Annotated in this window: 22 protein-coding genes, 1 tRNA gene and 3 pseudogenes; 16 read left to right on the top strand and 10 right to left on the bottom strand. The window is 62.4% G+C overall.

Annotated elements, in window-relative coordinates; translation table 11 throughout:
• Position 1 precedes the first annotated feature (1 nt).
• A complete protein-coding gene (locus tag HCN58_RS34065) occupies positions 2–598 on the top strand; it encodes an IS110 family RNA-guided transposase (RefSeq protein WP_171583715.1) in 597 nt (198 codons plus the stop codon).
• Here the strand turns inward: HCN58_RS34065 and HCN58_RS36395 are convergent.
• Positions 595–804: pseudogene (locus HCN58_RS36395) on the bottom strand (transposase); the annotation flags it as partial. The gene HCN58_RS34065 and the pseudogene HCN58_RS36395 overlap by 4 nt on opposite strands.
• A 49-nt stretch (positions 805–853) precedes the next feature.
• Between HCN58_RS36395 and HCN58_RS34060 the strand changes: the two are divergent.
• Positions 854–1,036: a hypothetical protein gene (locus HCN58_RS34060; protein WP_171583714.1), complete on the top strand. Its 183-nt coding sequence runs from the start codon at positions 854–856 to the stop codon at positions 1,034–1,036.
• A gap of 610 nt (positions 1,037–1,646) precedes the next feature.
• Here the strand turns inward: HCN58_RS34060 and HCN58_RS34055 are convergent.
• Positions 1,647–2,694, bottom strand: a pseudogene (locus HCN58_RS34055) (IS110 family RNA-guided transposase).
• 145 nt (positions 2,695–2,839) lie between these two features.
• Between HCN58_RS34055 and HCN58_RS34050 the strand changes: the two are divergent.
• The 3 genes from HCN58_RS34050 to HCN58_RS34040 all read left to right on the top strand — a co-directional run bounded on the left by HCN58_RS34050 (position 2,840) and on the right by HCN58_RS34040 (position 5,168).
• Positions 2,840–3,220, top strand: coding sequence for a thiol-disulfide oxidoreductase DCC family protein (locus tag HCN58_RS34050; protein ID WP_171583713.1), 381 nt, complete (start codon positions 2,840–2,842; stop codon positions 3,218–3,220).
• 92 nt (positions 3,221–3,312) lie between these two features.
• Positions 3,313–4,113 carry a lytic murein transglycosylase gene (locus HCN58_RS34045; RefSeq protein WP_171583712.1) on the top strand — a complete coding sequence of 267 codons (801 nt, stop codon included), beginning with the start codon at positions 3,313–3,315 and terminating at the stop codon, positions 4,111–4,113.
• A 251-nt stretch (positions 4,114–4,364) separates the two neighbouring features.
• Entirely contained in the window at positions 4,365–5,168 is an 804-nt protein-coding gene (locus HCN58_RS34040) for a lytic murein transglycosylase (RefSeq protein WP_171583711.1), read from the top strand.
• 311 nt (positions 5,169–5,479) lie between these two features.
• On the opposite strand, the pseudogene HCN58_RS34035 reads toward HCN58_RS34040, so the two are convergent.
• Positions 5,480–6,321, bottom strand: a pseudogene (locus HCN58_RS34035) (SDR family NAD(P)-dependent oxidoreductase).
• A gap of 152 nt (positions 6,322–6,473) precedes the next feature.
• On the opposite strand from HCN58_RS34035, the gene HCN58_RS34030 reads away from it, so the two are divergent.
• From HCN58_RS34030 to HCN58_RS34015, 4 genes are all read left to right on the top strand, one after another.
• On the top strand, positions 6,474–6,875 hold the full coding sequence (locus HCN58_RS34030; RefSeq protein ID WP_171583710.1) for a response regulator: 402 nt from the start codon (positions 6,474–6,476) through the stop codon (positions 6,873–6,875).
• Positions 6,876–6,921: 46 nt separating this feature from the next.
• Positions 6,922–7,539, top strand: coding sequence for a LysE family translocator (locus HCN58_RS34025; protein ID WP_171583709.1), 618 nt, complete (start codon positions 6,922–6,924; stop codon positions 7,537–7,539).
• Between the two features lie 667 nt (positions 7,540–8,206).
• Positions 8,207–9,430 (top strand): GGDEF domain-containing protein, encoded by a 1,224-nt coding sequence (locus HCN58_RS34020; protein WP_171583708.1) that lies wholly within the window; start codon positions 8,207–8,209, stop codon positions 9,428–9,430.
• 36 nt (positions 9,431–9,466) lie between these two features.
• Positions 9,467–10,090 (top strand): peptidoglycan recognition protein family protein, encoded by a 624-nt coding sequence (locus tag HCN58_RS34015; RefSeq protein WP_171583707.1) that lies wholly within the window; start codon positions 9,467–9,469, stop codon positions 10,088–10,090.
• A 217-nt stretch (positions 10,091–10,307) separates the two neighbouring features.
• On the opposite strand, the gene rpoH is transcribed toward HCN58_RS34015, so the two are convergent.
• The gene (gene rpoH / locus HCN58_RS34010) at positions 10,308–11,204 is read right to left on the bottom strand and encodes an RNA polymerase sigma factor RpoH (RefSeq protein WP_171583706.1); all 897 of its coding nucleotides are present in this window, start codon (positions 11,202–11,204) and stop codon (positions 10,308–10,310) included.
• A 215-nt stretch (positions 11,205–11,419) separates the two neighbouring features.
• On the bottom strand, positions 11,420–12,448 hold the full coding sequence (locus HCN58_RS34005) for an RluA family pseudouridine synthase (protein ID WP_171583705.1): 1,029 nt from the start codon (positions 12,446–12,448) through the stop codon (positions 11,420–11,422).
• On the opposite strand from HCN58_RS34005, the gene HCN58_RS34000 reads away from it, so the two are divergent.
• On the top strand, positions 12,447–12,785 hold the full coding sequence (locus HCN58_RS34000; protein WP_171583704.1) for a hypothetical protein: 339 nt from the start codon (positions 12,447–12,449) through the stop codon (positions 12,783–12,785). The genes HCN58_RS34005 and HCN58_RS34000 overlap by 2 nt on opposite strands.
• Positions 12,786–12,918: 133 nt before the next feature.
• Positions 12,919–12,993 (top strand) — tRNA-Glu (locus tag HCN58_RS33995).
• 91 nt (positions 12,994–13,084) lie between these two features.
• Here the strand turns inward: HCN58_RS33995 and HCN58_RS33990 are convergent.
• Positions 13,085–13,279: a hypothetical protein gene (locus HCN58_RS33990; RefSeq protein ID WP_171583703.1), complete on the bottom strand. Its 195-nt coding sequence runs from the start codon at positions 13,277–13,279 to the stop codon at positions 13,085–13,087.
• An 870-nt stretch (positions 13,280–14,149) separates the two neighbouring features.
• On the bottom strand, positions 14,150–14,380 hold the full coding sequence (locus HCN58_RS37615) for a hypothetical protein (RefSeq protein WP_376701252.1): 231 nt from the start codon (positions 14,378–14,380) through the stop codon (positions 14,150–14,152).
• 449 nt (positions 14,381–14,829) lie between these two features.
• Between HCN58_RS37615 and HCN58_RS33985 the strand changes: the two genes are divergently transcribed.
• Positions 14,830–15,591, top strand: a complete 762-nt coding sequence (locus tag HCN58_RS33985; protein ID WP_171583702.1) for a hypothetical protein — start codon at positions 14,830–14,832, stop codon at positions 15,589–15,591.
• A gap of 180 nt (positions 15,592–15,771) precedes the next feature.
• On the opposite strand, the gene HCN58_RS33980 is transcribed toward HCN58_RS33985, so the two are convergent.
• Together HCN58_RS33980 and HCN58_RS33975 are read right to left on the bottom strand one after the other, a co-directional pair.
• Entirely contained in the window at positions 15,772–16,041 is a 270-nt protein-coding gene (locus HCN58_RS33980) for an HGGxSTG domain-containing protein (RefSeq protein ID WP_171583701.1), read from the bottom strand.
• Positions 16,041–16,910 carry a hypothetical protein gene (locus HCN58_RS33975; protein ID WP_311966936.1) on the bottom strand — a complete coding sequence of 290 codons (870 nt, stop codon included), beginning with the start codon at positions 16,908–16,910 and terminating at the stop codon, positions 16,041–16,043. The genes HCN58_RS33980 and HCN58_RS33975 overlap by 1 nt, the downstream gene beginning before the upstream one ends.
• A gap of 168 nt (positions 16,911–17,078) precedes the next feature.
• Between HCN58_RS33975 and HCN58_RS33970 the strand changes: the two genes are divergently transcribed.
• Both HCN58_RS33970 and HCN58_RS33965 read left to right on the top strand, forming a co-directional pair.
• Positions 17,079–18,569: an amidohydrolase family protein gene (locus HCN58_RS33970; RefSeq protein WP_210266288.1), complete on the top strand. Its 1,491-nt coding sequence runs from the start codon at positions 17,079–17,081 to the stop codon at positions 18,567–18,569.
• A gap of 16 nt (positions 18,570–18,585) precedes the next feature.
• Positions 18,586–19,515, top strand: a complete 930-nt coding sequence (locus HCN58_RS33965) for a CobW family GTP-binding protein (protein WP_171583721.1) — start codon at positions 18,586–18,588, stop codon at positions 19,513–19,515.
• A 100-nt stretch (positions 19,516–19,615) separates the two neighbouring features.
• Here the strand turns inward: HCN58_RS33965 and HCN58_RS33960 are convergent, their stop codons facing one another.
• The gene (locus HCN58_RS33960) at positions 19,616–20,395 is read right to left on the bottom strand and encodes a DNA-binding transcriptional regulator (protein WP_171583700.1); all 780 of its coding nucleotides are present in this window, start codon (positions 20,393–20,395) and stop codon (positions 19,616–19,618) included.
• Positions 20,396–20,530: 135 nt separating this feature from the next.
• Between HCN58_RS33960 and HCN58_RS33955 the strand changes: the two genes are divergently transcribed.
• Positions 20,531–21,346, top strand: coding sequence for an HpcH/HpaI aldolase family protein (locus HCN58_RS33955; protein ID WP_171583699.1), 816 nt, complete (start codon positions 20,531–20,533; stop codon positions 21,344–21,346).
• Complete coding sequence (locus tag HCN58_RS33950; RefSeq protein ID WP_171583698.1) at positions 21,330–22,262, top strand: cupin domain-containing protein; 933 nt, start codon at positions 21,330–21,332, stop codon at positions 22,260–22,262. The genes HCN58_RS33955 and HCN58_RS33950 overlap by 17 nt, the downstream gene beginning before the upstream one ends.
• The last annotated feature ends 9 nt before the right edge of the window (positions 22,263–22,271 follow it).

The raw sequence follows: 22,271 nt of genomic DNA, 5'->3' as shown, positions 1-22,271 counted from the left end.
TATGCAGTCAATTTCGACGATTGGTCTGGATATCGCGAAGTCGGTCTTTCAAGTGCATGGCGTCGATGCAGCCGGTCAGGTGGTGATCCGCCGCCAGCTCAAGCGCCGTTTGGTGCTGTCCTTCTTTGAGAAGTTGCCGCCGTGCCTGGTGGGGATCGAGGCTTGCGCGTCATCCCATTATTGGTCCCGCGAACTGCAGGCGTTTGGACATAGGGTGCGGTTGATGCCTCCGGCCTATGTGAAGCCCTACGTCAAACGGCAGAAGAACGACAGCACGGACGCGGAGGCGATTTGCGAGGCGATCACGAGACCAAACATGCGGTTCGTGCCGACCAAGACGGTCGAGCAACAGAGCTGTCTGATGCTTCATCGAGCGCGCCATCTCTTCATCCGCCAGCAGACTGCCGTCATCAATTCAATCCGCGCCTATCTTGCCGAGTTCGGGATTGTCGCCCCGGTCGGGCGCCGGGGTGTCGAGCAACTGCTGGAAGTCGTCGCCGATACAGCTGACCGCCGGCTCCCGGAGGTGGCCCGCGCGTGTCTTGCGGCTCTCGGCAGCCAATTGCGGGCACTGAAGGCCCAAATCCTGTTGGCATAGCGGATCACGGCGAGTGCGCCTGCCGTGAATAGGCTGCGCAAATAGCGATCGCCCTGCTTGCTGATACTGCCAAGCTTGTCCTTGCCTCCGCTCGAGTGCTGCTTCGGCACGAGCCCAACCCAGGCCGAGAAATCCCGACCCGATCGGAAGACCTTGGCATCGGCAACGCTCGCGACCAGCGCTGTTGCCAGCGCCGGCCCGACGCCAGGGATCGCGTCTAGCCGCTTGCTCGTCACGCTCGATCGATGCCAGGCGATGATGCGTCGGTCGAACTCCAAGATCCATGGCACCGGGCATCGGCCCTGGCTTACGGGACTGCTGGCGCGGCGACCCACCAAGGTCGCCGCCATCGCGCTCGCCAACAAGCTCGCCAGGATGGCCTGGGCGATGATGGCCAGGAACGAACGCTACAAGGAACCCGCCGCTCTCACGGCGTAAACGAGATCACAGCCGGACACACCGGTGTGACGTAACGGTTGGAAGGGCGAACAGCACTTAATGCAGCGCCGGTCGATCCGGCGATCAGGACAACCCACATGGGCCATGGCATCTTCGAATGCGTGCTTTTGATCGGGACCTGATCCGCGGAGGGCATTATGGCCAGCGGTTATGTGAACCGCGCAAACAGGCCGAACACATGGCCGCTCCGACCAACGGCGCAAAGTGAAAATTCTCCTTGCCAACCAGGAGCCGTCCACACATGGCCCATCGCGACATTTGCCGCGGTTGCGCAAAGGAGGTCGGTATCGGAGCGAAGCGGACTTCGCCGCCGGTTTATGAGTCCACGCCCTTCTGTAATGGGCCCGATGATGTCAAGCCTCCCGAGTGAACGTCACGCCGCCGAGCTCATGCTTCTGTCCGTGGTCAACGCCTGGCCGCCACATCATGCTGTCAGAGGGAGCGGTGAGCCTATCTGGATACGCGTAATTCGTCAGATGACGGCCACTGGGCGTGTAACGGCTTCACCGGATCCACCGTCCCGGCGACGGGACCTCGGGCACCGGGCTTCAGTTCAGTCCGGTTGCGTTCTCAATCTTCTCCACAGGTTCTATGCTGCGATCGACTCCGCCTCAACCCATCGGTAAGTTGTACCATCGACCCAGATCCGATGCAGGATCACTGCGAGCTTGCGCGCCAGAGCGACTTTGGCGCGCTTCGAGCCTCGCCGCTTGGCTACGTCCATCCCCCAGCGCTTCTGTTTTGAGAACCGCGTTATGCGCGATAGCAGAACGTTGCCTCATACAGCACCGTGCGCACTATCTCGTCGCCGGCCAGCGTGATTCCGCCCGTGACGTCCTTCTCTCCCGATTGGTATTTCTTTGGCGTGAGCCCGAACAGCGCGCCTGCTGCCTTCGATTTTACGATGCGATGAGGATCATCAGTCGCCGATTTGTAGGTAACAGCCACCAGGGGACCAACGCCCGGCACTGTCATCAGCCGGCGACAGACCGCATCGTCACGCACGGTTGCCAACACAGCCTTGTGGAGCCGTACTCTGCCTTGTGGAGCCGTACTCCGCCTTCAGAGCCGATCGTGCCGAAAGCATCGCCGTGGCAATGCGCTCCAATGTCGGCTGACCCGCGACCAACTCTCGGATCCGCGCTTCGAAGGCTTTTCGCGTCACAGGGCCAACCTTCAGCCCAAAACCACGCAATATCCCGCGGATACTCAATTCCACATCGATAAGTCGCCCAAGAAGCTGCTTGCGCGCAACCAGCAGCGCTCGAATCTCTTGAGCCCCTATCGACTTCGCGTGCACCGGGCTGAACCATCCCATCCGGATCAACTGGGCAATCCCGCGTGCATCCTTGCGATCAGTCTTCACTGTCATCGCTGACAATGCTGCCTTCACATGCCGCGTTTCCAGCAGAACCGTCTCGAAGCCTGCTCTTTTCAGCCCCGCAATGCAGCCATTGCGACAGCGGCCCAGCCTCAAGCCCGATCGGCTTCACTGCAAAGCCAAGCGTTTCGAAGAACTCAACTAAGGCGTCGGGTTCGCTCGCGACCTTCGCTTCCTTCAGGATCATACCCTGGGCATCCACGACGCATACGCTCGACAGTTCCAATGACACGTCAATTCCGGCATAGTTCTCCACGGCTGTGCTCCGTCTCCAGATGCTTGGGGCCGACTCAAGTCGTGACCCCGTTTCATCATCTATCGGGGGACAGCCACCATCATCACCCCTTGCTCGGAGCCGGGCCCATTACGGCATCTAGTATTTAGGCTTGCGGGCAACCGTCATGCCCGAGACATGCCTCACAGTCTGGTATAATACCCCCTGCCCCGTCTGCGACGCCGGCATAGACTGGCAGCGCAACAAGCTGCTTGCGGCGATGCGCGCGGGGGCAATCGAATTCAAGGACATCAACGACGAGCCCGATGCGCTGGGGCGCTATGGCGCGACCGTCGACGATGTCAGGCGCCGTTTGCATGCGACCGATGAGACCGGCCGTCTCATCGTAGGCACGGATGTCGCCGTTGCATCGTGGCGGCTGACGCCGGGCGAGGGATGGCTTGCAACGTTATTTGGCAGTCGCGTGATGCTGCCGCTTACGCGGTTTTTCTATGACCGCTTTGCCGACCTGCTGTTTACCTGGAATAAGAGCAGGGGACGCTGGTGAGCGCGCGACTCGGTCCGAGTGGCCTAGACCGCAGCCCACGTTCCGCTAAGCTGTTCGGGGGATGGGTAACATCGCAAGGAAGGTTTCCTCAAATGACCGAGAGCAAGAAGCTTGTAACGGCCACCTTCGCTGCCTTGGCCATATTTGTATCTTTCAGTCTCCCATCCTTCGCCGCCCAGTGCGGTAGCTCCGCCGCCGGCTACGCAGCCTGGAAGCAGCAATTCGCCGGGGAGGCCCGCGCCAAAGGCATCAGCGCCTCCACCATCCAGGCCCTGATGGCGACGAACTATGCGCAGTCGACCATCAATGCCGACCGTGGCCAGCGCAGTTTTAATCTCTCGCTCGATCAATTTCTCGCCAAGCGCGGCGGCGCCACCATCGTCGCGAAGGGGAGGCAGCTCAAGCAATCGCAGGCCGCGCTGTTCGCCTCCATTCAGAGCCGCTATGGCGTGCCGCCGGGGCCGCTGCTTGCGATCTGGGGCATGGAGACCGGGTTCGGCAGCCAGCGCGGCAATCAGAACATGCTCGCCTCGATCGCGACGCTGGCCTATGACTGCCGGCGCTCGGAATATTTTACGGAGCACCTCTACGCGGCGCTGCAACTGATCGATCGCGGTGCACTCTCGCCCGCGCAGCGCGGCTCGATGCATGGCGAGGTCGGCCAGACCCAGTTCATGCCCAAGGCCATCCTGGCCTATGGCACCGGCAATCTCGAAGTCGCCGCCAACGCGCTGGCATCGACCGCGAATTTCTTGAAGGCGCATGGCTGGCGCGCGGGCGCGGGCTATCAGCCGGGCGAGCCGAATTTCGCCGCCATCCAGGCCTGGAATGCCGCGGGCGTCTATCAGAAGGCGATCGCGCTGATGGGCCGCCAGATCGACGGCGGGGAGTAGGGGCTTCCACTACCGAAGCCAATCGCCGTCGTCCCTGCGAACGCAGGGACCCATAACCACAGGCGCCAATTGTTCAAGCGAAGGCCGTCAACCGGTTCGCTTTATCGGCCGCGGCATATGGGTCCCTGCTCCTGATGCGCAATTGCGGATAAGGCAAGGCACGACGAAGTTCGAGCCGAAAAACAAGAAGTCACCTGCCGCGCGGCATGTTCCCATGGCATAACGGACGCGGGAATAAACAAGGGATTCGCATGCACATATTTCGTTGGGCCATTTTTCTCGGCGCCGTCATCTTCACCACCCCCACATACGCCGCCCGCTGCGGCGGCGATTTCAACACCTTCGTTTCCGCGATGGCGGCGGAGGCGCAAGCGGCCGGCGTGTCGCAAGCGGTGATCGCCCAAGCGTTTGCCGGCATCACGCAGGATCCGGCGGTGCTCGCTTTCGACCGCCGCCAGCGCGGCACCTTCAACAAGTCCTTCGAGCAATATGTCTCGACCCGCGTCGGCGCCGGGCGCATCAACATCGGCCGGCAGATGCTGCAGAGGCACGCCTCACTGCTGTCGCGCGTCGAGCAGCGCTTCGGCGTGCCGCCGGAGATCGTGGTTGCGATCTGGGGGCTGGAATCGGATTTCGGCAAGGGCGACATCGGCAAGATGCCGGTGATCCGCACGCTGATGACCATGGCCCATGATTGCCGCCGCACCGAATTGTTTCAGGGCGAATTGCTGGCCGCGCTGAAGATCGTGCAGCGCGGCGATCTCCCGTTGCGCGACCTGATCGGCGCCTTTGCCGGCGAGATCGGCCAGACGCAGTTTTTGCCGTCGTCCTACATCAAATACGGCGTCGATTTCGACGGCAACGGCCATGTCGACCTTCGCCACAGCGTGCCCGACGTGCTCGCCTCCACCGCGAACCTGCTGCACGTGTCAGGCTTCAAGGCCGGTCCGTATGGCGAAGGCACTGCGAATTTCGAAGCCATGCGGGAGTGGAACAGGGCGACGATCTACCGCAAGACCATCGGGTATTTTGCGGACAGGCTGGTGGGGCGTTAGCCACCCTCGCTCCGTCACACGAGACCGCGGGTGCAGCGCGCACCCAGTCTTCCCTGCGCCCTCTGATTGGAGAGGGCGGGAAGTGAATAGCAAACCTCGGGCAATTCATGTCGCGAGATCGCCGCCTCATATTCAATCGTCATCGTCCGCGCAGGGGGACGATCCAGTATTGCAGAGACGTCAGTGATTGAGTCGATAAGCCGCAGCGTACTGGATCCCCGCCTTCGCGGGGATGACAACTTTGTACGCGGCGCTTGTGCTCACCATCCCCCATGTCTCCCGTGAAGCACGAGCATCGTTTGGTAATGAGCTCACCTCGCCTGTGCCCTCATCTTCCCGATCCGCTTCGCCAGCACCGCCCAATAGGTCGCCGGGCGAAACCGCTGCAACAAATCCATGAACTTCGCATCGTTGCCGATCAGAATGCGTGGCTGGTTTTTCTCGATGCCGAGAATGATGCGCTGCGCCGCGGCCGGCGGCGTGGTCCTGGCGACCGCATCGAAACGCTCGATCGATTCGGCACGGCGGGCATTGTCGGCGATGCCGCTGCCGGTGCGGGAGTTGCGCACGATGTTGGTCAGGACACCGCCGGGATGCACCACCGAGAGCTTCACCGGGCTGTCAGTCATCGCGAGTTCATGCCGCAGGCTTTCCGAAAAGCCGCGCACCGCGAACTTGGCCGCGCAATAGGCGGTCTGGCCGGGTGGGGCGACGACGCCGAGATCGAGGAGAGGTTGACGATGTGCGCCTCCGGCATCGTCGAAAGATGCGGCAGGAACGCGCGCGTGCCGTGCACCACGCCCCAGAAATTGATGTTGATCAGCCATTCCATCTGCGCCTGGTCGACCTCGTTGAAGGCGCCGAGCAGGGCGACGCCGGCATTGTTGATGATGATGTTAAGGTGGGGATGCGCGCCAATAGCCGCGTCGGCAAATTCCTGGATCTCCGCGGGCTCGCCGACATCGACGCGGTGTATCGTTACCTTGCGCTTGCCCGCTCTTGCGATCTCGGCGGCGACCTGCTGCAGGCCGGACTCGTCACGGTCGGCGAGCGCCAGATCGCAGCCGCGCGTGGCCAGTTCCAGCGCCAGCGCGCGGCCGATACCGCTGGCGGCGCCGGTCACGGCGGCTGCGCTTCCGGATATCGCAGTCATATCGAGTCGAGCTCCTTGCGAATCGAGAATAGGCGGGGTCCCGCAAACTTTCACAAATTGGAACCGAACCTTAGAGCGCTCTCCGCGCTTAGTGTCGACTACCGGACAGAGGTGGGATCGCCAAACGGACGCGAACCCATAAGGAGACACATATGGGACAATCAAAGCCCTATCGCGCGACGGCCCTCATTGTCGAAGACGATCCGATGCAGCGGAACATGATCTGCCTGCTGCTGGAGGAGAGCGAGGTCGACGTCATCGAATGCGAAAGCGCGGAGGCGGCTGAGCTGGTGCTGGAGCGCGCTGCCGGCAGTCTGGTCTTGATGATGACCGACGTGCAGCTTGCCGGCAACATGGACGGCGTTGAACTCGCGCACATCGCCAGGAAGTACAATCCCGAGATGGGCGTGATCGTCACTTCGGGCAAGCCGCTGCATCAGGAATTGCCTGATGGCGTGCAGTTCTGGGCCAAGCCCTGGGCGCCGCTCGACGTGATCCGCGAGGCGGAGCGGATGGTGTATGCGCGGCAGCACGGCGGCGAACCGCGCGCGTGAGCGCGCCCGGCTTTCGCGCCAAATGCCGCCGTGCTAATGGCAGGACATGACCCTGTCGTTCCTGTTGACCTCGCTGATCGTGGTCGCTTCCCCCGGCACCGGCGTGCTCTACACGCTGGCGGTGGCGCTGACGCTGGGCGCGCGCGCCTCCACTGCGGCGGCCTTCGGCTGCACCCTCGGCATTGTTCCGCATATGCTGGCCGCCATGCTTGGCCTTGCCGCGGTGCTGCACACCAGCGCTCTGGCTTTTGCGGCGCTGAAATGGTGTGGCGTGATCTATCTGCTCTACATGGCCTGGCAGGCGCTGCGCGAGACCGGCGCGCTCGCGATCGACACGCGCCAGGCAGCCGCCGCGCGCTCCAGCCGGCGCGTCATCGTGACCGCCGTCCTGGTCAACATCCTCAACCCAAAACTCTCGATCTTCTTCCTGGCCTTCCTGCCGCAGTTCGTGGCGATCGACGAGCCGCATCCGCTGGCGCGGATGCTGGAATTGAGCGCAGTCTTCATGGCGATGACGTTTGCGGTGTTCGCGGTCTACGGCCTGTTCGCGGCCGCGCTGCGCGACCGCGTCATCACCCGGCCGAAGGCGATGGCCTGGCTGCGCCGCAGCTTTGCGGCGGGATTTGCCGCGCTCGGGGCGAAGCTCGCGTTTGCGGAGCGGTAATTTACTCGCGCTGCCGTCATTGCGAGCGCAGCAACGCGATCCATATTGAGTTCATCATAGCCGCAAATAAAAAGGCGGACCTGCGGCCCGCCGTTCTCCAAAATTCACCCGGAGTTGGGAGCCCGGGCGGAGCTGAGCACTCCACCCGGGCCGAAATTCACTTCTTCTTCGACTTCTTGGCCTTCTTGGCCTTCTTCGCCTTCGCCTTCTTCGCTTTCTTAGCCATAGTATCCTCTCAAGGTTTTCATGGATTGAAACGCGACACCGAGGCATGCTTGGCGGAGGGCCAGCCTCGCAACATCCTCGTGCATGATCCCAGCAGATTCGCGGCGCGATGCCGCGTGCCGTCATGGCGTTGTCATCACGTTATCCACAGTTGTTATGCATTTTGATGCGATTTTTTGCCGAAACGAGCGTCGCCGCCGCCGTTCGCATCACGCGCATCATGCTTAACGATGTCCGAACGCGCGCGATCTTCATCAATTCAACACCACGGTTCGGATTGGGGCGGCGGCCGTCAGAGTCCCGTCACAGTCCGTTAAGCCGCGCAGATGCACCTTGTCCGGTAAGACGACGGGGATCGTCGTGGGAGAAGGCGCAAGGCGGAAGTCTTGAGGGATCGTTAGACAATAGGGGAGACGGGACGCGCGCGCGTCCTGAGTTCGCGATGCTGAGCGTTCCGACGCTGTGGACGGTGTTCGTCATCAATTTTCTCGCGCTGGGCCTGATCTGGGCCTACGTGATGGGCAGCTATCCGTCGTTCGAAGCCGCGCGGTTCTGGACCGGTTCGGCATTCGTCGCGGCGGCCGGTGCTGCATCGGCAATGCTGCGCGTGGTGATGCCGGATACGCTGGTGCCGCTGTTGTTCGCCGGCACCGCGCTGATCCTGGCGATCTGCCTTGCCGCGATGGGGGTCCGGAAGTTTTTCAATCAGCCCGTTTCCTGGCGCCACACCGTGCTGGTCACCGGGCTCGGCGCGGCTGGATTGTGTTTTTTCACGTTCGTCCATGACAGCGTGCCGGCGCGGATGACCGTGTTCACGATCGCGCAGACGCTGCCGATGGCGCTCAGTCTGAAACTGTTGCTGAGCCGGCATGACGGCCGCGCCAACCCGGGCGCGCGGCTCGCCGGCATCGTCAGCATCGTCATCATGGTTATTTTCGCGGCCCGGCTGTTCGGCGCCGTGACCGGCATAGGCGGCGGCTTCTCCTACATGCATTTCAGCCCGGCGCAGTCGGTAGTGATCCTGGTGCTGGTATTCCTGTCGATGTCGCTGAATTTCGGCTTCCTGCTGATGGCGATGGACCGCCTGCGCAACGAGGTCGCGGACCTTGCGCTGCTCGACGATCTCACCGGCGTCGCCAATCGCCGTCATCTGGTGCAGCGGCTCACGGAAGAATGTGCGCGCTCCGAACGCAGCGGCCAGCCCTTCGCGCTGTTGGTCATCGATCTCGACGGCTTCAAGGGCATCAACGATACCTACGGTCATGCCGCGGGCGACGCCTGCCTGCAGCATTTCACCCTGATGGCGCAGACTCGCCTGCGGCCCGGCGACATGCTGGCGCGGACCGGCGGCGACGAATTCTGCATCGTGTTGCCGTCCTCGACGCTACGCGAGGGCGCGATGATCGCGCGCCGCGTGCTCGAGGTCTGCCGCGCGGACGCCGAACAATGCACTGGCAACGACATTCCGATCGCGGTGTCGATCGGCGTCGCACAGTGGACCCGCGAGATGGGCGCGCATCCCGACCGCCTGATTGCGGCCGCCGACCACGCGCTCTACGACGCCAAGAAGGCCGGCCGGAACGGTTTTGCGACCTATGACGCGGCGCCGCCGCTGGCGCCTGAACCCGAACCGGTATCGGATGTGGCCCTGCGCAAGCGCGCGTGAGCATGTTATTGAGAACCCGTCACCGGGCCGTCAGCCATGAACCTTCGTTCGCTAGCGCTGGCGATTTGCGCCTTCGCATTTTCCGCGTCCGCCTCCGCGCAAACCCCCGGTCTCGCCGCGATCGCGCGCTCGTCGGGCACACCAGATATTCCCGGATTGAAGATGGTCTGGCTCGCGCCCTGGGGCGACCTCGCAAAGGCCCATCCCTGGCGCAACATCATCGTGCATCAGACCGAAGGACCGGCCGGCTCTGCGCGGGGCGGTGCGCTGGCGCAATCGAAGAACCCGACCCGTCGCGGCGTGATGGTTTGGGTCGAAGCCGACGGCACGGTGTACTGGGCGGTCGCCGAACATCTCGTTCCGACGCATGGCGATGGCGCCAACCGCAACGACGACAAGTACATCGACAACAAATCGACCTATCGACAGGTGGTCGGCAGCAATTCGGTCGGCGTCGAATTCGCCGGCAATTTTCCGGATGTGACGCGAGGCCCGACGGATGCGCAAATCGCAGCGTGGCGAATCCTGGTGAAGGTGCTGCGCGCGCGCTACGGCATCCCACTCGAGCGGGTGTATGCGCACAACTGGATCGACTTCAAAGACGCCCGCTATTGTGAAGGCTGCGCCCTGGCAAGGATGGCGCGGGAGTGGGGCGAGTAGGGAAGACTGCATCAACACGTCGTCCTCGCGAACGCGAAGACCCATAACCACCGGTGTTTGTTGCGGCGACGTGGGCGAAAGGTATCGGGCATCGCCCGTCTCACGCCCGCCGCGGCGTATGGGTCCCTGCGACATCGACGGTACTGAAACGCCGCGCCCCAAAAACAAAAAGCCGGCGTTGCCGCCGGCTTTCATTATTTGATACCTCTGCCGCGAATTAGTGCGCGGCTTCGAGCTCGGCTTCCTGCCGGGCAATCGTGCCCTTGACGGCCGACTGCACCTTTTCGAACGCGCGGACCTCGATCTGCCGCACGCGTTCGCGCGAGACGCCGAATTCGGCGGCGAGGTCTTCCAGCGTCATCGGCTCTTCCGCCAGGCGCCGCGCCTCGAAGATGCGGCGTTCGCGCGGGTTGAGCACGCCGATGGCGCCGTTCAGCGCCTGACGGCGGTGATCGAACTCCTCGTGCTCGGCCATGACGGCTTCCTGGTTGGGCGAGGTGTCGACCAGCCAGTCCTGCCATTCGCCGGCTTCGCCGTCGTCGCGGATCGGCGCATTGAGCGACGCGTCGCCGCCGAGACGGCGGTTCATGTCGATCACGTCCTGATCCGTCACGCCGAGGCGCTTGGCAATCAGCTTTACCTGGTCGGGGTGCAGATCACCCTCGTCCAGCGCGGAGATCTTGCTCTTCGCCTTGCGCAGGTTGAAGAACAGCTTCTTCTGGTTCGCGGTGGTTCCCATTTTCACGAGCGACCACGAACGCAGAATGTACTCTTGAATAGAGGCCTTGATCCACCACATGGCGTAGGTGGCGAGACGAAAACCCTTCTCGGGCTCGAACCGCTTGACCGCCTGCATCAGGCCGACATTGCCTTCTGAGACGACCTCAGAGATCGGCAAGCCGTAGCCGCGATAGCCCATGGCGATCTTGGCCACGAGCCGGAGATGGCTGGTGACAAGGTGATGTGCCGCGTCGCGATCGTCATGCTCGCGCCAGCGTTTGGCGAGCATGTATTCCTGCTGGGGTTCCAGCATCGGAAATTTGCGGATCTCGGCGAGGTATCTAGAGAGACCGGATTCTCCATTGAGAACCGGTAACGTAGCTGTACGGGCCATTTGAGCGCCCTCCAGTGGTTCAGGCCCCCGATAGCGGCGGGCCCGGCAGGTGATCGCTGTGTTAAAGCCGATCAGGCTGCGATGTTCCGCGTTGGATATTCAACGCATATGCAACATAGCAAAAAACGAACAAATAGGGAAGGAATGCTGACGTCACGTCCCCGTGTGGCAGCCATAACCTATTGGTATAGCTCATGTTTCCTGAAAGGCCTGCGTCATAGGGCCGCTTCCAGGGCGCCTTGGAGAAGGATGAGATCCTCCGGCAGGGGCGCCTCCCAATGCAAAAGTTCTCCCGTTCGGGGGTGCTCCAGGGCAAGCAGATAAGCATGCAGGGCCTGCCGGCCGAGCGCGGCTAGCGCCGCCTGGCTACCGGGGCCAAGGTGGCCGGCCTTGGTCTTGAAGTGCGGGCCATAGACGGCGTCGCCCATCAGGGGGTGGCCGATATGGGCGAGGTGGACCCGGATCTGATGGGTCCGTCCGGTCTCGAGCTGGCAGGCAAGGAGGGAAGCGACCGGTTTGCCGTCCCGCCCCTGATACGCCGCCTGCAATTCCCAATGGGTGACGGCCTCGCGGCCGCCTTGGCGCACTGCCATTTTTTCGCGTGCAAAGGGATGCCGGTCGATCGGCGCGGCGACCGTGCCGCGCTGGCGGTTGGGTACGCCCCAGATGAAAGCCATGTAGCCGCGCTGCATCGCGCCGGTACGGCCATGGTCGGCGAATTGCGCGGTCAGCGATTGATGCGCCCGGTCGTTCTTGGCGACCACCATCAGGCCCGTCGTGTCCTTGTCGAGCCGGTGCACGATGCCCGGCCGCCGTACGCCGCCAATGCCGGAAAGGCTGGCGCCGCAGTGCGCGATCAATGCATTTACCAGCGTGCCGCTCTCGTGGCCGGCGGCCGGATGCACGACCAGTCCCTTCGGCTTGTCGATGACGATGATGTCGTCGTCCTCATGGACAATATCGAGCGCGATATCTTCGCCCAAAGGCTCCGCCGGCACGGCTTCGGGGACATCGATTGTGATCGTATCCCCTCGCGCGACATGATAAGCGGGGTCGCGGATGGGGGTGCCCTTGGCGGTGACGGAACCGGCCAGGATCAGCGTTTTCAGCCGCGAGCGCGACAGTTCCGGGCGAAGCACCGCGAGCACGCGATCGAGGCGGGGCGATCCCTCGTCGCCGCCGACGGTAACCTCCAGCCTTTGACTGCTATTTGATGATCTCTGTTCCAACCAAGAGTCCTGCATGACCGATACCGTCGCGCCCGAACCAACCCCCGAGCAGGCCGCGCTGATCGCGCGGGTGCGACGGATGATGCTGATCGCGGGCCTGACCTCGGCGCTTGCGGTGGCCGTGGTCCTGATTGCCGTCGGGTACCGTCTTTACCGCGGCGAGGGAAGCCCCACGCCGAGTACGACGGACATCACGGAAGCGCTGCCCAGGGGGGCCCGCATCGTCTCGACGGCAGTGGCCGGCGAGCGGCTGGTGCTGACGCTGGATATAGGCGGGGTCACCGAAATCCGCACCTTCGACGCCAGGACGCTGAAACCCGCAGGAAAGCTCAAATTCGTCAGCGAGCCCTGAAGCCTGCGTGTCGGCCCAAAATGCCCCTGGGGCGGTCCGGCGTCGCGAAGCAACAGATTTACCCAACCGTGCGGCGGTCTTCAGACTTGCCTTGCCCGGCGCACATTTCGCGGCTATTCCCTGAGGCCGTAACGCTCCCTTCGTCTAGCGGTTAGGACGCGGCCCTCTCAAGGCTGAAACAGGGGTTCGATTCCCCTAGGGAGCGCCATCCGGCACCGCAGTCGCAGCCAAGCTCGCTGTCCCATGGCTTGTCAGGATGTTTCTCGCAAACCCACCCGATGCCATGACAAATTGTACAATTAGGATTTGTCACCACGCGACGACCTAGCAGCGTTTGCCTGCGCCTCGATTTCTGATTGACGGAGCAGTTCGATCTGCTCTCGGAAGTTCACCGGCAACTCTCGATCTTCTTTTAATGACGCGCGTAGTCGTTCACCGATCTTTTTGACGATCGCGAGACTATGGGTGGAGTCGATGTCAACACGCTTTCGCATAACATCTCTCCCAGAAAAAAACCGACACCAATGTCGGGTAGCCGACCAAGATGCTGATGAGGATTTTGTTGCTCGTTTTCTGAATATTTGTTCAGATTGCTTGTGGAGCGCCGAGCGCATGCTGAGGCTGGAACCTTTGGCGCGATAGAACTCTTTGGATAGTCGGGTGTCTCGCCGCCGAGGCAATCACTGACCTGAATCTCCTGAAAGTTTCATAAGTAAATTTTTTGTAACCGACCCTTTTCCCGGAGCCGTCGGCAAGCATGATCGAGGAACGTGAACGCCATCAGATCTTTGACCATTTTGCCAATCGTCTAGAACCGCGCGGCAACGCGGGCGGCTGGTGCTTGAGTTAAGGATGTAGGATCTCGACCATGTGCTCGGGTCGGCGGCACGCTGCTATTGTTCTTCTCAGCTTTATGTCCTTAGCGGGGGCTACTGCGGCCAGCTTGGAATGGCGCAGGTACGCAATTCCCGCCACCGGACTGAGCGTAGATGTTCCAATATCGATTTTCGAGGAGGACAGGGGCGCAACAGAGGGGACACTAGAGCGCCATCTTTTTACGAAGGATTACCGGGCCAACCTCACGATCAAGTCGTTTCCTAATCCCGATAACGTTTCCCCTACCGTTTTTCTGGAAAAGATGCGGCCGCCAGCCGATATACAATACAGAAGAGTGACTCCCAAGTTTTTCGCCGTTTCCGGTGTTCTAAACGGCCACACTTGGTATAATCGGTGCAACCGCGCGAACGGCTTCATGAATTGCGTTTTGATCAATTATCCAGCGGCGGAGGAACGCCAATGGGATGCTATCGTCACGCGGATTAGCTTGTCCTTGGCCAAATAGAATTCGGCGACTGGTTGATGGCTCAATCAGGGGACGTGTCGCTCCTGCCACTACCAATACTGTAGGGCTTGTTCAGAAAGTAATCCCGGTTACCCAGAGCCGCTTCGGTGTACTGGTCGATCGCGACAGTGATCGCTTGGACATGTTGGTAACACCAACCTTCGCGCGGAGCTAACCGCCGAACTTCCGCAAGCGCTTTGATCCACGCGGAGTTGTTGGCATTGTCATCGTACCATTCGAGAGGCTTGCTTATCACCACCGACGCCCTCCCAATACTTTCCCTTTGGTCGGCCCGGGCTGCTCCTTCTTGAGCCGGTCGCGCTCCTCACAAAGTCGGTCGATGTTGTTCAGCATCCGATCTAGCAACGCTTCGGCAGACGCGGTGGTAGAATACGGTGACAGTGCATAAAATTCTTACCGGAGTTGAGTGCACTGTCACCGTAATCCCGATTGGGATTGGTACGATATATGCGCGCATCTGAAGTGTACGCAGTGCGACAACGTGGGTTGGGTTGCCCCTCGCCCGAACTTCATCCACTTCAACAGGAGTTTGCGGTTAGCGTTAACGACTCGCAATCCAATCGACCCGAACTGATCACAGCGGCCGTCCAAGCAATTGGACGCTCGGTTGCTAAACGAAAAGTCTTTGAGGCAATTTACACACACAAGAAACGGACGCGGTCAGTGGTTGAGATCGCGGACATGACAAATCTTGGCACAACCCGCGTTCTTCAGGTTGGTGGAGAGTTGGCTGGCGATCACATCGTCAATCAAACAAAGAAAGGTGGTCGTGTCGGCTACACTCAGAAGCCATTTTACCAGAGGAACAAGCGGAAGATTCTGAGTCTCCTAGATAAGCCGGCTAACGCAGCAAAGATTGCGACGAAGCGGAATATCTTGGTCTCAGTTAAGGCGCCTAAGTCCAAGGCCGCAAAACCCTTTGCTCCGCAAGCGCTTGTGCATCACATTACTATCGACGACATCGACTTGTTCGCGAAAGCTAAGAAGGTCCGTTCGTCGGTAACGCGTTTGCCATCCACAATGAGCGAGCGGCAGTTTAACGACGGTGTAAAGGCAATCATTGGTGAGCCGGGCACATTCAAGGACTGGGGTGGCGAAACGAGCGATCTCTTCTCTACGCGAATCCAATTCAAGGGCAAACGCAAGCGCGTCGCGTTTGGTTTCAAAGGACCCGGCCTCGCCGTAGCTCTCGTGCCGTCCCGCCTCGGGAAAAATGGCGATCAGATGGAGCGACTATTCAGTGAGCCTGCCGATATCTTTCTCGTACAGCACTGGCGCGAGATAATGCCTAGCGTTCTCCGAATGATGAAGGTCTTCGCCGTCGACAAGGCAGCCAGCACCGCAAAGCCCGTCTATTACGGATTAATTGACGGTCACGACTCAAATCGCCTGAGACTCGCATATCCATCAAAATTCAAAGCTCGAAAACGACGGCGAAAGTAGGGCCACTTCGCTGTCCGTGGCCGCGAGGTTCGTCCGGCTCGCGGCGTGCGGGCGGCGCGACATAGACAATAGCGGGGTTTGCCACTTTGCGCCGTCCCAATTCACCTATTCCGACCGACCTCTTACCGCAAGTACGTCGCTGATTTCTTTTTTGGTTTGCGCGCCGTATGCGAAAGCCAATCACTTCATCTTTTCCAGCAGCGCCCGAGCCTCCCCCAACAACGCCTGAATCACCCTTCGCTCGGCGATTGCATCGCTGGTGAACAGGCCGTGCTTGCGCGCGTTCTGGTTTGCCGTTGGCGCGCCGGATCCCTGTGCACCGCCGTGCATGCGGCAGCGCTTTTTGCCGCGCACCGCCGGCGAGCGGCACGCGCCACTGGCGCGGGTTTTGGCACAACACCGCGGGCTCGCCAGCATCGGGCCGGTGTTTCTGATGTGATCGCTTGGCATCAGCCGGATTCGCGCCCTCGCCTGGAGCCCGAGGCCTTCGGCGCATTGCGCGCCACGGATGCCGGGCTTTTGTCCGATACGATCACGCGCGCATGCTGCGTGACGTTGCCGACAATGGCCTTGCCGCCATCTCCGACCGACACGTTCTGCACGGTGATGGCGGGCTCACCATGGCTGCGGTAGCGGTTGAGCGCCTCGATCTGGGCGGGGAACGTGCGGGCGAGCCGGCCCAACGCGCGCGCGGCGCTGTCGTGCTGAGCGAGATCGTCCGCATTCGCAAGGTGATGGGCGCACCGCATCGCCATCACATGAACCGAAACCATCTGCGCCACCAGCATGGCCTCGATGGAATCCCGTGGGCGAATGCTCTTCACCATCGAGATCATGAAAGAGAGGTTGACCTCGTCAGGGCTCTCGCCGCTCACGCTGGCCTTTACCAGTTGCCGGAGGATGCCATGCATCGCTTCGCGATCGGCAACCCCGAGCGCATTCACCATCAGCTGTTCGCCGATTTCAGGGTCTGGATGGTCAATGGAGAATCCGTGCGACAGAAGCTTTATTCGCGGGATTGCGGCAGCTTGGGTCTGGTCAGTTGCGGCGATCGCCGTTGTCATAGACAAGTCGGAAGCGGTGTTCATGTCGAGTTTCCCTGGCACGCGCGCGGCAAGCGCGCGCGGTTCGGCCACGCGCTGGCGATCGTTCGCCGCGGTGATCCCTGCAATTTCAATTGTGGGTGAGGATTTGAGCCGCAATCGCACCGACGGGCCCGCTATTGCGGGCGACGGGGATTTACAAGATTGCGGGATGATGAGGAAATGCTGCTGATTTGCCCGACGTGTCAAGTTGCTATTTCGGATGCCGACAGCCACCAGCTACTTTGCATGGGGTTGTTTTGATGAATCAGCATCCGCGCAGGTGGTTGTCGATCCAAAAATCTGTCTCTATTGGATTCGAGGCGGCCCTTCGGCCGGTTGACGTGGCTTGCGGAACTGCCGGCGGCCTTGCCTGCCTTGCGTTCTTGCGTGTGGAGTAACGACATGAGCGGCTTGGTGATCAGTGGCGGCCGGGTGGTGGATCCGGCGAGCGGGATGGACGCCATTGGCGATGTGGCGGTGCTTGATGGCCAGATCTCCGCTGTCGGCACCGGGCTCGGCAGCGCCGAACGGGTGATCGATGCGACCGGGCTGGTGGTGGCTCCCGGCTTCATCGATCTGCATGCTCACGGCCAGTCGATCCCGGCCGACCGCATGCAGGCGTTTGATGGGGTGACGACGACGCTCGACCTCGAGGCGGGAGTGTTGCCGGTCGCATCCTGGTATCGGCGCCAGGCCGCTCTGGGACGCGTGCTGAATTACGGCGCCGCCGTTAACTGGGCCTTCGCGCGCATCGGCGCGATGACCGGCTCCAACGCGGAGAGCTCGCTGGAGGCGTTCGGCAACGCCATGCGCGATCGTCGCTGGATCGATAACGTGGCGAGCGACGCGGAGGTGGCCGGAATCCTCGACCATCTTGCAAACGGACTGAACGAGGGCGGCATCGGCATCGGCATCCTCAACGCTTATGCTCCGGGAGCCGGCGTGCAGGAGCTGACCGCGGTGTGCCAACTGGCGGCGGCGCATGATGTGGCGACCTTCACCCACGTCGCCTACATGTCCCGCATCGACCCGGAAAGCGCCGCCGAGGCCTATATCCGCCTGATCGGCTACGCCGGCGCCACCGGCGCGCACATGCACATCTGCCACTTCAACTCTTCCAGCAAGACGGACGTGGAGCGTTGCGCCGTGCTGGTGGCCAAGGCGCAGGCGCAGGGCCTTCCGATCACGGTAGAGGCCTATCCGTACGGCACCGGTTCGACGGTGCTGGCGGCGGCCTTCTTCAGCGACCCCGAATTCGAGGCGCGCAATGGCACCGGCTACGACTCGGTGCAGCGGGTGACCGACGGACGGCGCTTCCGCGACCGCGGGGAATTGCTGGCGGCACAGGCAGAGGAGCCCTCCACGCTGGTGCTGTGGCATATCCTGGATACGGAGAACAATCCACACCATCGCGACCTCCTGGACATATCGGTGCTGTATCCCGGCGGCGCGATCGCGTCCGACGCGATGCCCTGGACGCTCTCGGACGGCAGCGTTTACGCCGGCGACGCCTGGCCGCTGCCTGATGACGCCACCTCGCATCCGCGTTCGGCGGGGTGCTTCACCCGATTCATCCGCGAGTGGGTGCGTGAGCGCAAGGCGGTGTCGCTCCTGGAAGGCATCCGCAAATGCGCCCTGATCCCTGCGGAGATCCTTTCCCGCAGCACCCCGGCCATGCGCGCCAAGGGAAAGCTGCAGCCGGGCGCGGATGCCGATATCGTCGTGTTCGATTTCGACACGCTGACCGACCGGGCGACTTTCTCGGCGATGAACCGCCCATCAGAGGGCGTACGGCATCTGGTGGTCAGCGGCCAGCCGCTGATCACAGACGGCGTGCTGGATGTGGCGGCGAGGCCCGGCCGGCCGGTGCGCCGGCCGGTTGCCGAAGCTTGACGTACGGAGGCAGATTGTGCCGGTCCCAATTCTGCTGGTCACCGGCTTCCTCGGGGCGGGCAAGACCACGGTCGTGAACCACCTGCTGGCGCATGCCGCGGGGCGGCGGATCGCCGCCGTGGTCAACGACTTCGGCGCGATCAACATCGATGCGGAGCTGATCGCAGGCGCCAGCGATGGGGTGGTCAGCCTGAGCAACGGCTGTATCTGTTGCTCGCTGGAAGGCGATCTGTTGCGCACGCTCGCGATCCTGCTGCGGCGTGATCCGCGGCCGGACTTCATCGTGATCGAAACCAGCGGAGTTGCCGATCCCTCGGATATCGTGCGCAACCTGATGGACCCGGTGATCTGGCGGGACGCGCCGCTGGAGACGGTGCTGTGCGTTGTGGACGCGACGACATCGCCGGAGACATTGAACGACGCGTTGCTGCGGTCCCAGCTACGGACGGCCGACGTGGTGGCGCTGAGCAAGGTGGACCTGGTGGACGCGGTAGGTCGCGCACAGTTGCTCGATGCCGTCCGGACGCTGCGTCCGGCAGCGGTGATAGTCGATGCTCTGCATGGCGAAGTCCCCGCAGCGCTGCTGTTTCCCGCGGACGTGCAGCGCGTGCCGGCGCCGCGCGAGCCGGGGCCGCGACGGCCGGCGTCTGACCGGTTCGAGACGCTGAGCTGGACATCGGAGCGGCCGGTATCGCTCCCCCGGCTGCAGCAAGCCATCGGTCGGCTGGCGCCGAAGCTCGCTCGGGCGAAGGGGTTGTTCGAGACGGTGCAGCAGCCCGGGCGGTTGATGGTGTTTCAATTCGCAGGCGGGCGCGCGACATTGGCTGCGGGCGGCGAGCCAGCCGCGGGAGTGCCGCGGGCTCGAATCGTATTCGTTGCCGAGATCGGGGTTCTGTCGATCGCCGAGATCGACAGAATCATGGAAGAGTGCATCGAAGCTGGATAAAGCGAGCGGAGCGGCGTCTTGCTCGATGGCTGATTGATCACGGCTGGTCGCATCATCTGAACTTGCTACGTTTCTCCGGACCGGCTCACTGTTGCAGCTTCTATTCCTGCAACGACGACACACTCGCCGCAATATTGTCTGCTAAGCCCTTCACCAACGGCACGTAGCGCCCGATCACATCGGCGCGGTCGAGCGCCGAGGTGAAATAGGTCATGCCGACGGTGGCGAGCACGCGCCCATTGACCATGATGGGCAGCGCGATGGTGTTCGATGAGCGCGGTTCGACCATCGGGTCACGCTCGGCGAAGCCTTGCTTGCGGATCGTGGCCAGCAAAGCCAATGCCCGCCTTCGTTCGGTGGCGAGTTTGTCTTCGGCCTGCTGCGACCGGGCCAGCATGTCGAGCAGCATCGATCGCTCGCTCATCGGACAGAACGCCAGATAGGCGCGCCCCAGCGCCCGGCCGAGCAGGCTCAAGTGCATGTTGAGGGTGCCGTGGAACGGCGAGACCGGGCTGTCAGGAATGGTGCTGAAGCGGACCACGACCGAACTCCGATCAAGGACGGCGATGGCGATCGGCCAATGATATTGTCTGGTGAAGGCGAGCGCCCAGGGGCGCGCGGCCTCCACCACCAGCGGATCGCCGTGAAAGCCGTTGCTCAGCGATTTGACCCGCGAGGCGACCGCGTAGCCGCCCTGCCGCCGGTCGTTGGCGGCATAGCCCATCGTGCATAGCGACTTCATCAATCGCACCACGGTCGATTTCGGCAGCCCCGTCGTCTTGTGCAAGCGATCGATCGAGGTGACGCGGTGGCGGTTGAGCTCCTCCAGCAAGAGGAGCGTGCGCGAAGCGGCTTCGACGGTGTCGGACTTGAGCGGCATCCAAAAATTCCACCTAGTGGAACACGGCGGAATAGCTATGGCCGACCGGCGCCCTGCCTGCAATGGTTTTCGCCAAGCCACGTCGGAGCCCGTCTTCTGAAGACAGCCCGTGCAGATGGCCGTGGAGGAACAGCCGTGTCCGGAGACGTCGTCAGGCCGCATTTTTCGTCGTTCCGCCGCCGCTTCTCCGCGCGGCAGGTGGTCGTCGGCTCGTTCGTCAAGACGCCGACGACGCACGCGACCGAGATATTCGGCGCGCTCGGCTACGATTTCGTCGTGATCGACGAGGAGCACGCGCCGATCGATCGCGCGATGACCGACGTCATGCTGCTGGCCGCGCGCGCCAGCAATGTCGCGGGCATCGTGCGGGTGTCGTCGGACGACCCGGCCAAGATGCTGTCCTGCCTCGACTGCGGCGCGTCCGGTGTGCTGGTGCCCCATGTCGCAACGGTTGAGAAGGCCCGCGCGATCGCGGCCGCCGCACGCTACCGCGGCGGACGGCGCGGCTATTCCGGTTCGGCCCGCGCCGGCGCCTATGGCGGCACGCCGATGTGGACTCTCGTCGATGAGCAGGATGCGTCGGTTTGCGCGATTGCGATGATCGAGGACCCGGAAGCGCTAGATCATATCGACGCCATCGCCGCGGTCGACGGAATCCACGGCTTCTTCATCGGCCGCGGCGATCTCACCGTCGCACTTGGCGCCAAATCATCGGCCGACGCGTCCGTGAAGAACGCAGTTATCAGGATCATTGCGGCGGCGAAGACAGTCGCCAAGCCGGTCTGCGTGATGGTCGCGAGTTCTGCTGAAGCCAAGGATTTCGCCGAGCTCGGCGCCAGCGCCTTCATCATCTCGTCGGATCAGGGCCAGATGCGCCGGGCTGCGGCGCTAACGCTCACCGAATTCAAGACCCTCGTTACCACGGATGGTTCGCATGTACCACAGCACTGATCCGCGCGCTGCGCTCGCCGCCACGCCCGTCGGCACAAAACCCGCCGCCACCCACTTTGCAGGCGCCGAGTATGCGAAATTCCACGAAACGCCGCCGGCTGAAAATCAGAACGGCGCGCGTACCTGGTATGCCCGCGGCCAGAACTTCATCATCGCCTATAGCGAGGCCGACAAGGGCGCGGTGCTGAGCCGGACCAACCAGCCCGACGAATATGTCGTGCTGCTTCCCGATCCCGGTGCCGGCGCCGAGATCGTCTGGGGCAATGATCGCAAGGTCGTCAATGGTCACTCCATCAGCTTCGTGCCGGCGGGCGCAAGCTCCATCATGCTGCTCGGCGCTGCCAAGGTGGTACGCATGGTGACGACACGATCGGAAGATCTCGCAAAACTGTGCTCCAACGCCGCGTCCTATGCGACGCCACATCCCAATCTGCCGCCGTTCGAGCCGTGGCCGGAGGCGACCGGTGGCCCAAAGGTCCGGACCTACAGTCTCGACGTCGCGGCCACGCCGGGGCGGTTCGGCCGCATCTTCCGCTGCTCGACCTTCATGGTGAATTTCCTCGAGCCTCGAAACGGCCCGCGCGATCCGAGCAAGATGTCGCCGCACCATCATGATGATTTTGAGCAATGCTCGCTGGCGCTGGCCGGCACCTTTGTTCACCACCTGCGCTGGCCATGGACGACCGATATGGCTCAGTGGCGCGAGGACGATCACGAGAGCTGCGGGTCGCCCTCGATCGCGGTGATTCCGCCGCCGGCCATCCACACCTCGCAGGCAGTCGATCCCAAGCTCAATGTTCTCGTCGATATTTTCTGCCCGCCGCGCCTGGATTTCTCGGCCAAGCCGGGCTGGGTGCTGAACGAGGACGATTATCCGATGCCCGCGCAAGCCCCCGCCGGAAAGTCCGCCGTCTGACGTAATCGA

It is taken from the genome of Bradyrhizobium australiense (assembly GCF_013114825.1).
Taxonomy (GTDB): Bacteria; Pseudomonadota; Alphaproteobacteria; order Rhizobiales; family Xanthobacteraceae; genus Bradyrhizobium; species Bradyrhizobium australiense.
Note: the sequence above shows the minus strand (reverse complement) of the source record. Positions and strands in the feature narration are given on the sequence as shown.

Bases quoted from the DNA above. Each gene is read 5' to 3' on its own strand.
- HCN58_RS34065 (WP_171583715.1), top strand. From the start codon at position 2: ATGCAGTCAATTTCGACGATTGGTCTGGATATCGCGAAGTCGGTCTTT.
- HCN58_RS34060 (WP_171583714.1), top strand. From the start codon at position 854: ATGATGCGTCGGTCGAACTCCAAGATCCATGGCACCGGGCATCGGCCC.
- HCN58_RS34050 (WP_171583713.1), top strand. From the start codon at position 2,840: ATGCCCGAGACATGCCTCACAGTCTGGTATAATACCCCCTGCCCCGTC.
- HCN58_RS34045 (WP_171583712.1), top strand. From the start codon at position 3,313: ATGACCGAGAGCAAGAAGCTTGTAACGGCCACCTTCGCTGCCTTGGCC.
- HCN58_RS34040 (WP_171583711.1), top strand. From the start codon at position 4,365: ATGCACATATTTCGTTGGGCCATTTTTCTCGGCGCCGTCATCTTCACC.
- HCN58_RS34030 (WP_171583710.1), top strand. From the start codon at position 6,474: ATGGGACAATCAAAGCCCTATCGCGCGACGGCCCTCATTGTCGAAGAC.
- HCN58_RS34025 (WP_171583709.1), top strand. From the start codon at position 6,922: ATGACCCTGTCGTTCCTGTTGACCTCGCTGATCGTGGTCGCTTCCCCC.
- HCN58_RS34020 (WP_171583708.1), top strand. From the start codon at position 8,207: ATGCTGAGCGTTCCGACGCTGTGGACGGTGTTCGTCATCAATTTTCTC.
- HCN58_RS34015 (WP_171583707.1), top strand. From the start codon at position 9,467: ATGAACCTTCGTTCGCTAGCGCTGGCGATTTGCGCCTTCGCATTTTCC.
- rpoH (WP_171583706.1), bottom strand. From the start codon at position 11,204: ATGGCCCGTACAGCTACGTTACCGGTTCTCAATGGAGAATCCGGTCTC.
- HCN58_RS34000 (WP_171583704.1), top strand. From the start codon at position 12,447: ATGACCGATACCGTCGCGCCCGAACCAACCCCCGAGCAGGCCGCGCTG.
- HCN58_RS34005 (WP_171583705.1), bottom strand. From the start codon at position 12,448: ATGCAGGACTCTTGGTTGGAACAGAGATCATCAAATAGCAGTCAAAGG.
- HCN58_RS33990 (WP_171583703.1), bottom strand. From the start codon at position 13,279: ATGCGAAAGCGTGTTGACATCGACTCCACCCATAGTCTCGCGATCGTC.
- HCN58_RS33985 (WP_171583702.1), top strand. From the start codon at position 14,830: ATGACAAATCTTGGCACAACCCGCGTTCTTCAGGTTGGTGGAGAGTTG.
- HCN58_RS33980 (WP_171583701.1), bottom strand. From the start codon at position 16,041: ATGCCAAGCGATCACATCAGAAACACCGGCCCGATGCTGGCGAGCCCG.
- HCN58_RS33970 (WP_210266288.1), top strand. From the start codon at position 17,079: ATGAGCGGCTTGGTGATCAGTGGCGGCCGGGTGGTGGATCCGGCGAGC.
- HCN58_RS33960 (WP_171583700.1), bottom strand. From the start codon at position 20,395: ATGCCGCTCAAGTCCGACACCGTCGAAGCCGCTTCGCGCACGCTCCTC.
- HCN58_RS33950 (WP_171583698.1), top strand. From the start codon at position 21,330: ATGTACCACAGCACTGATCCGCGCGCTGCGCTCGCCGCCACGCCCGTC.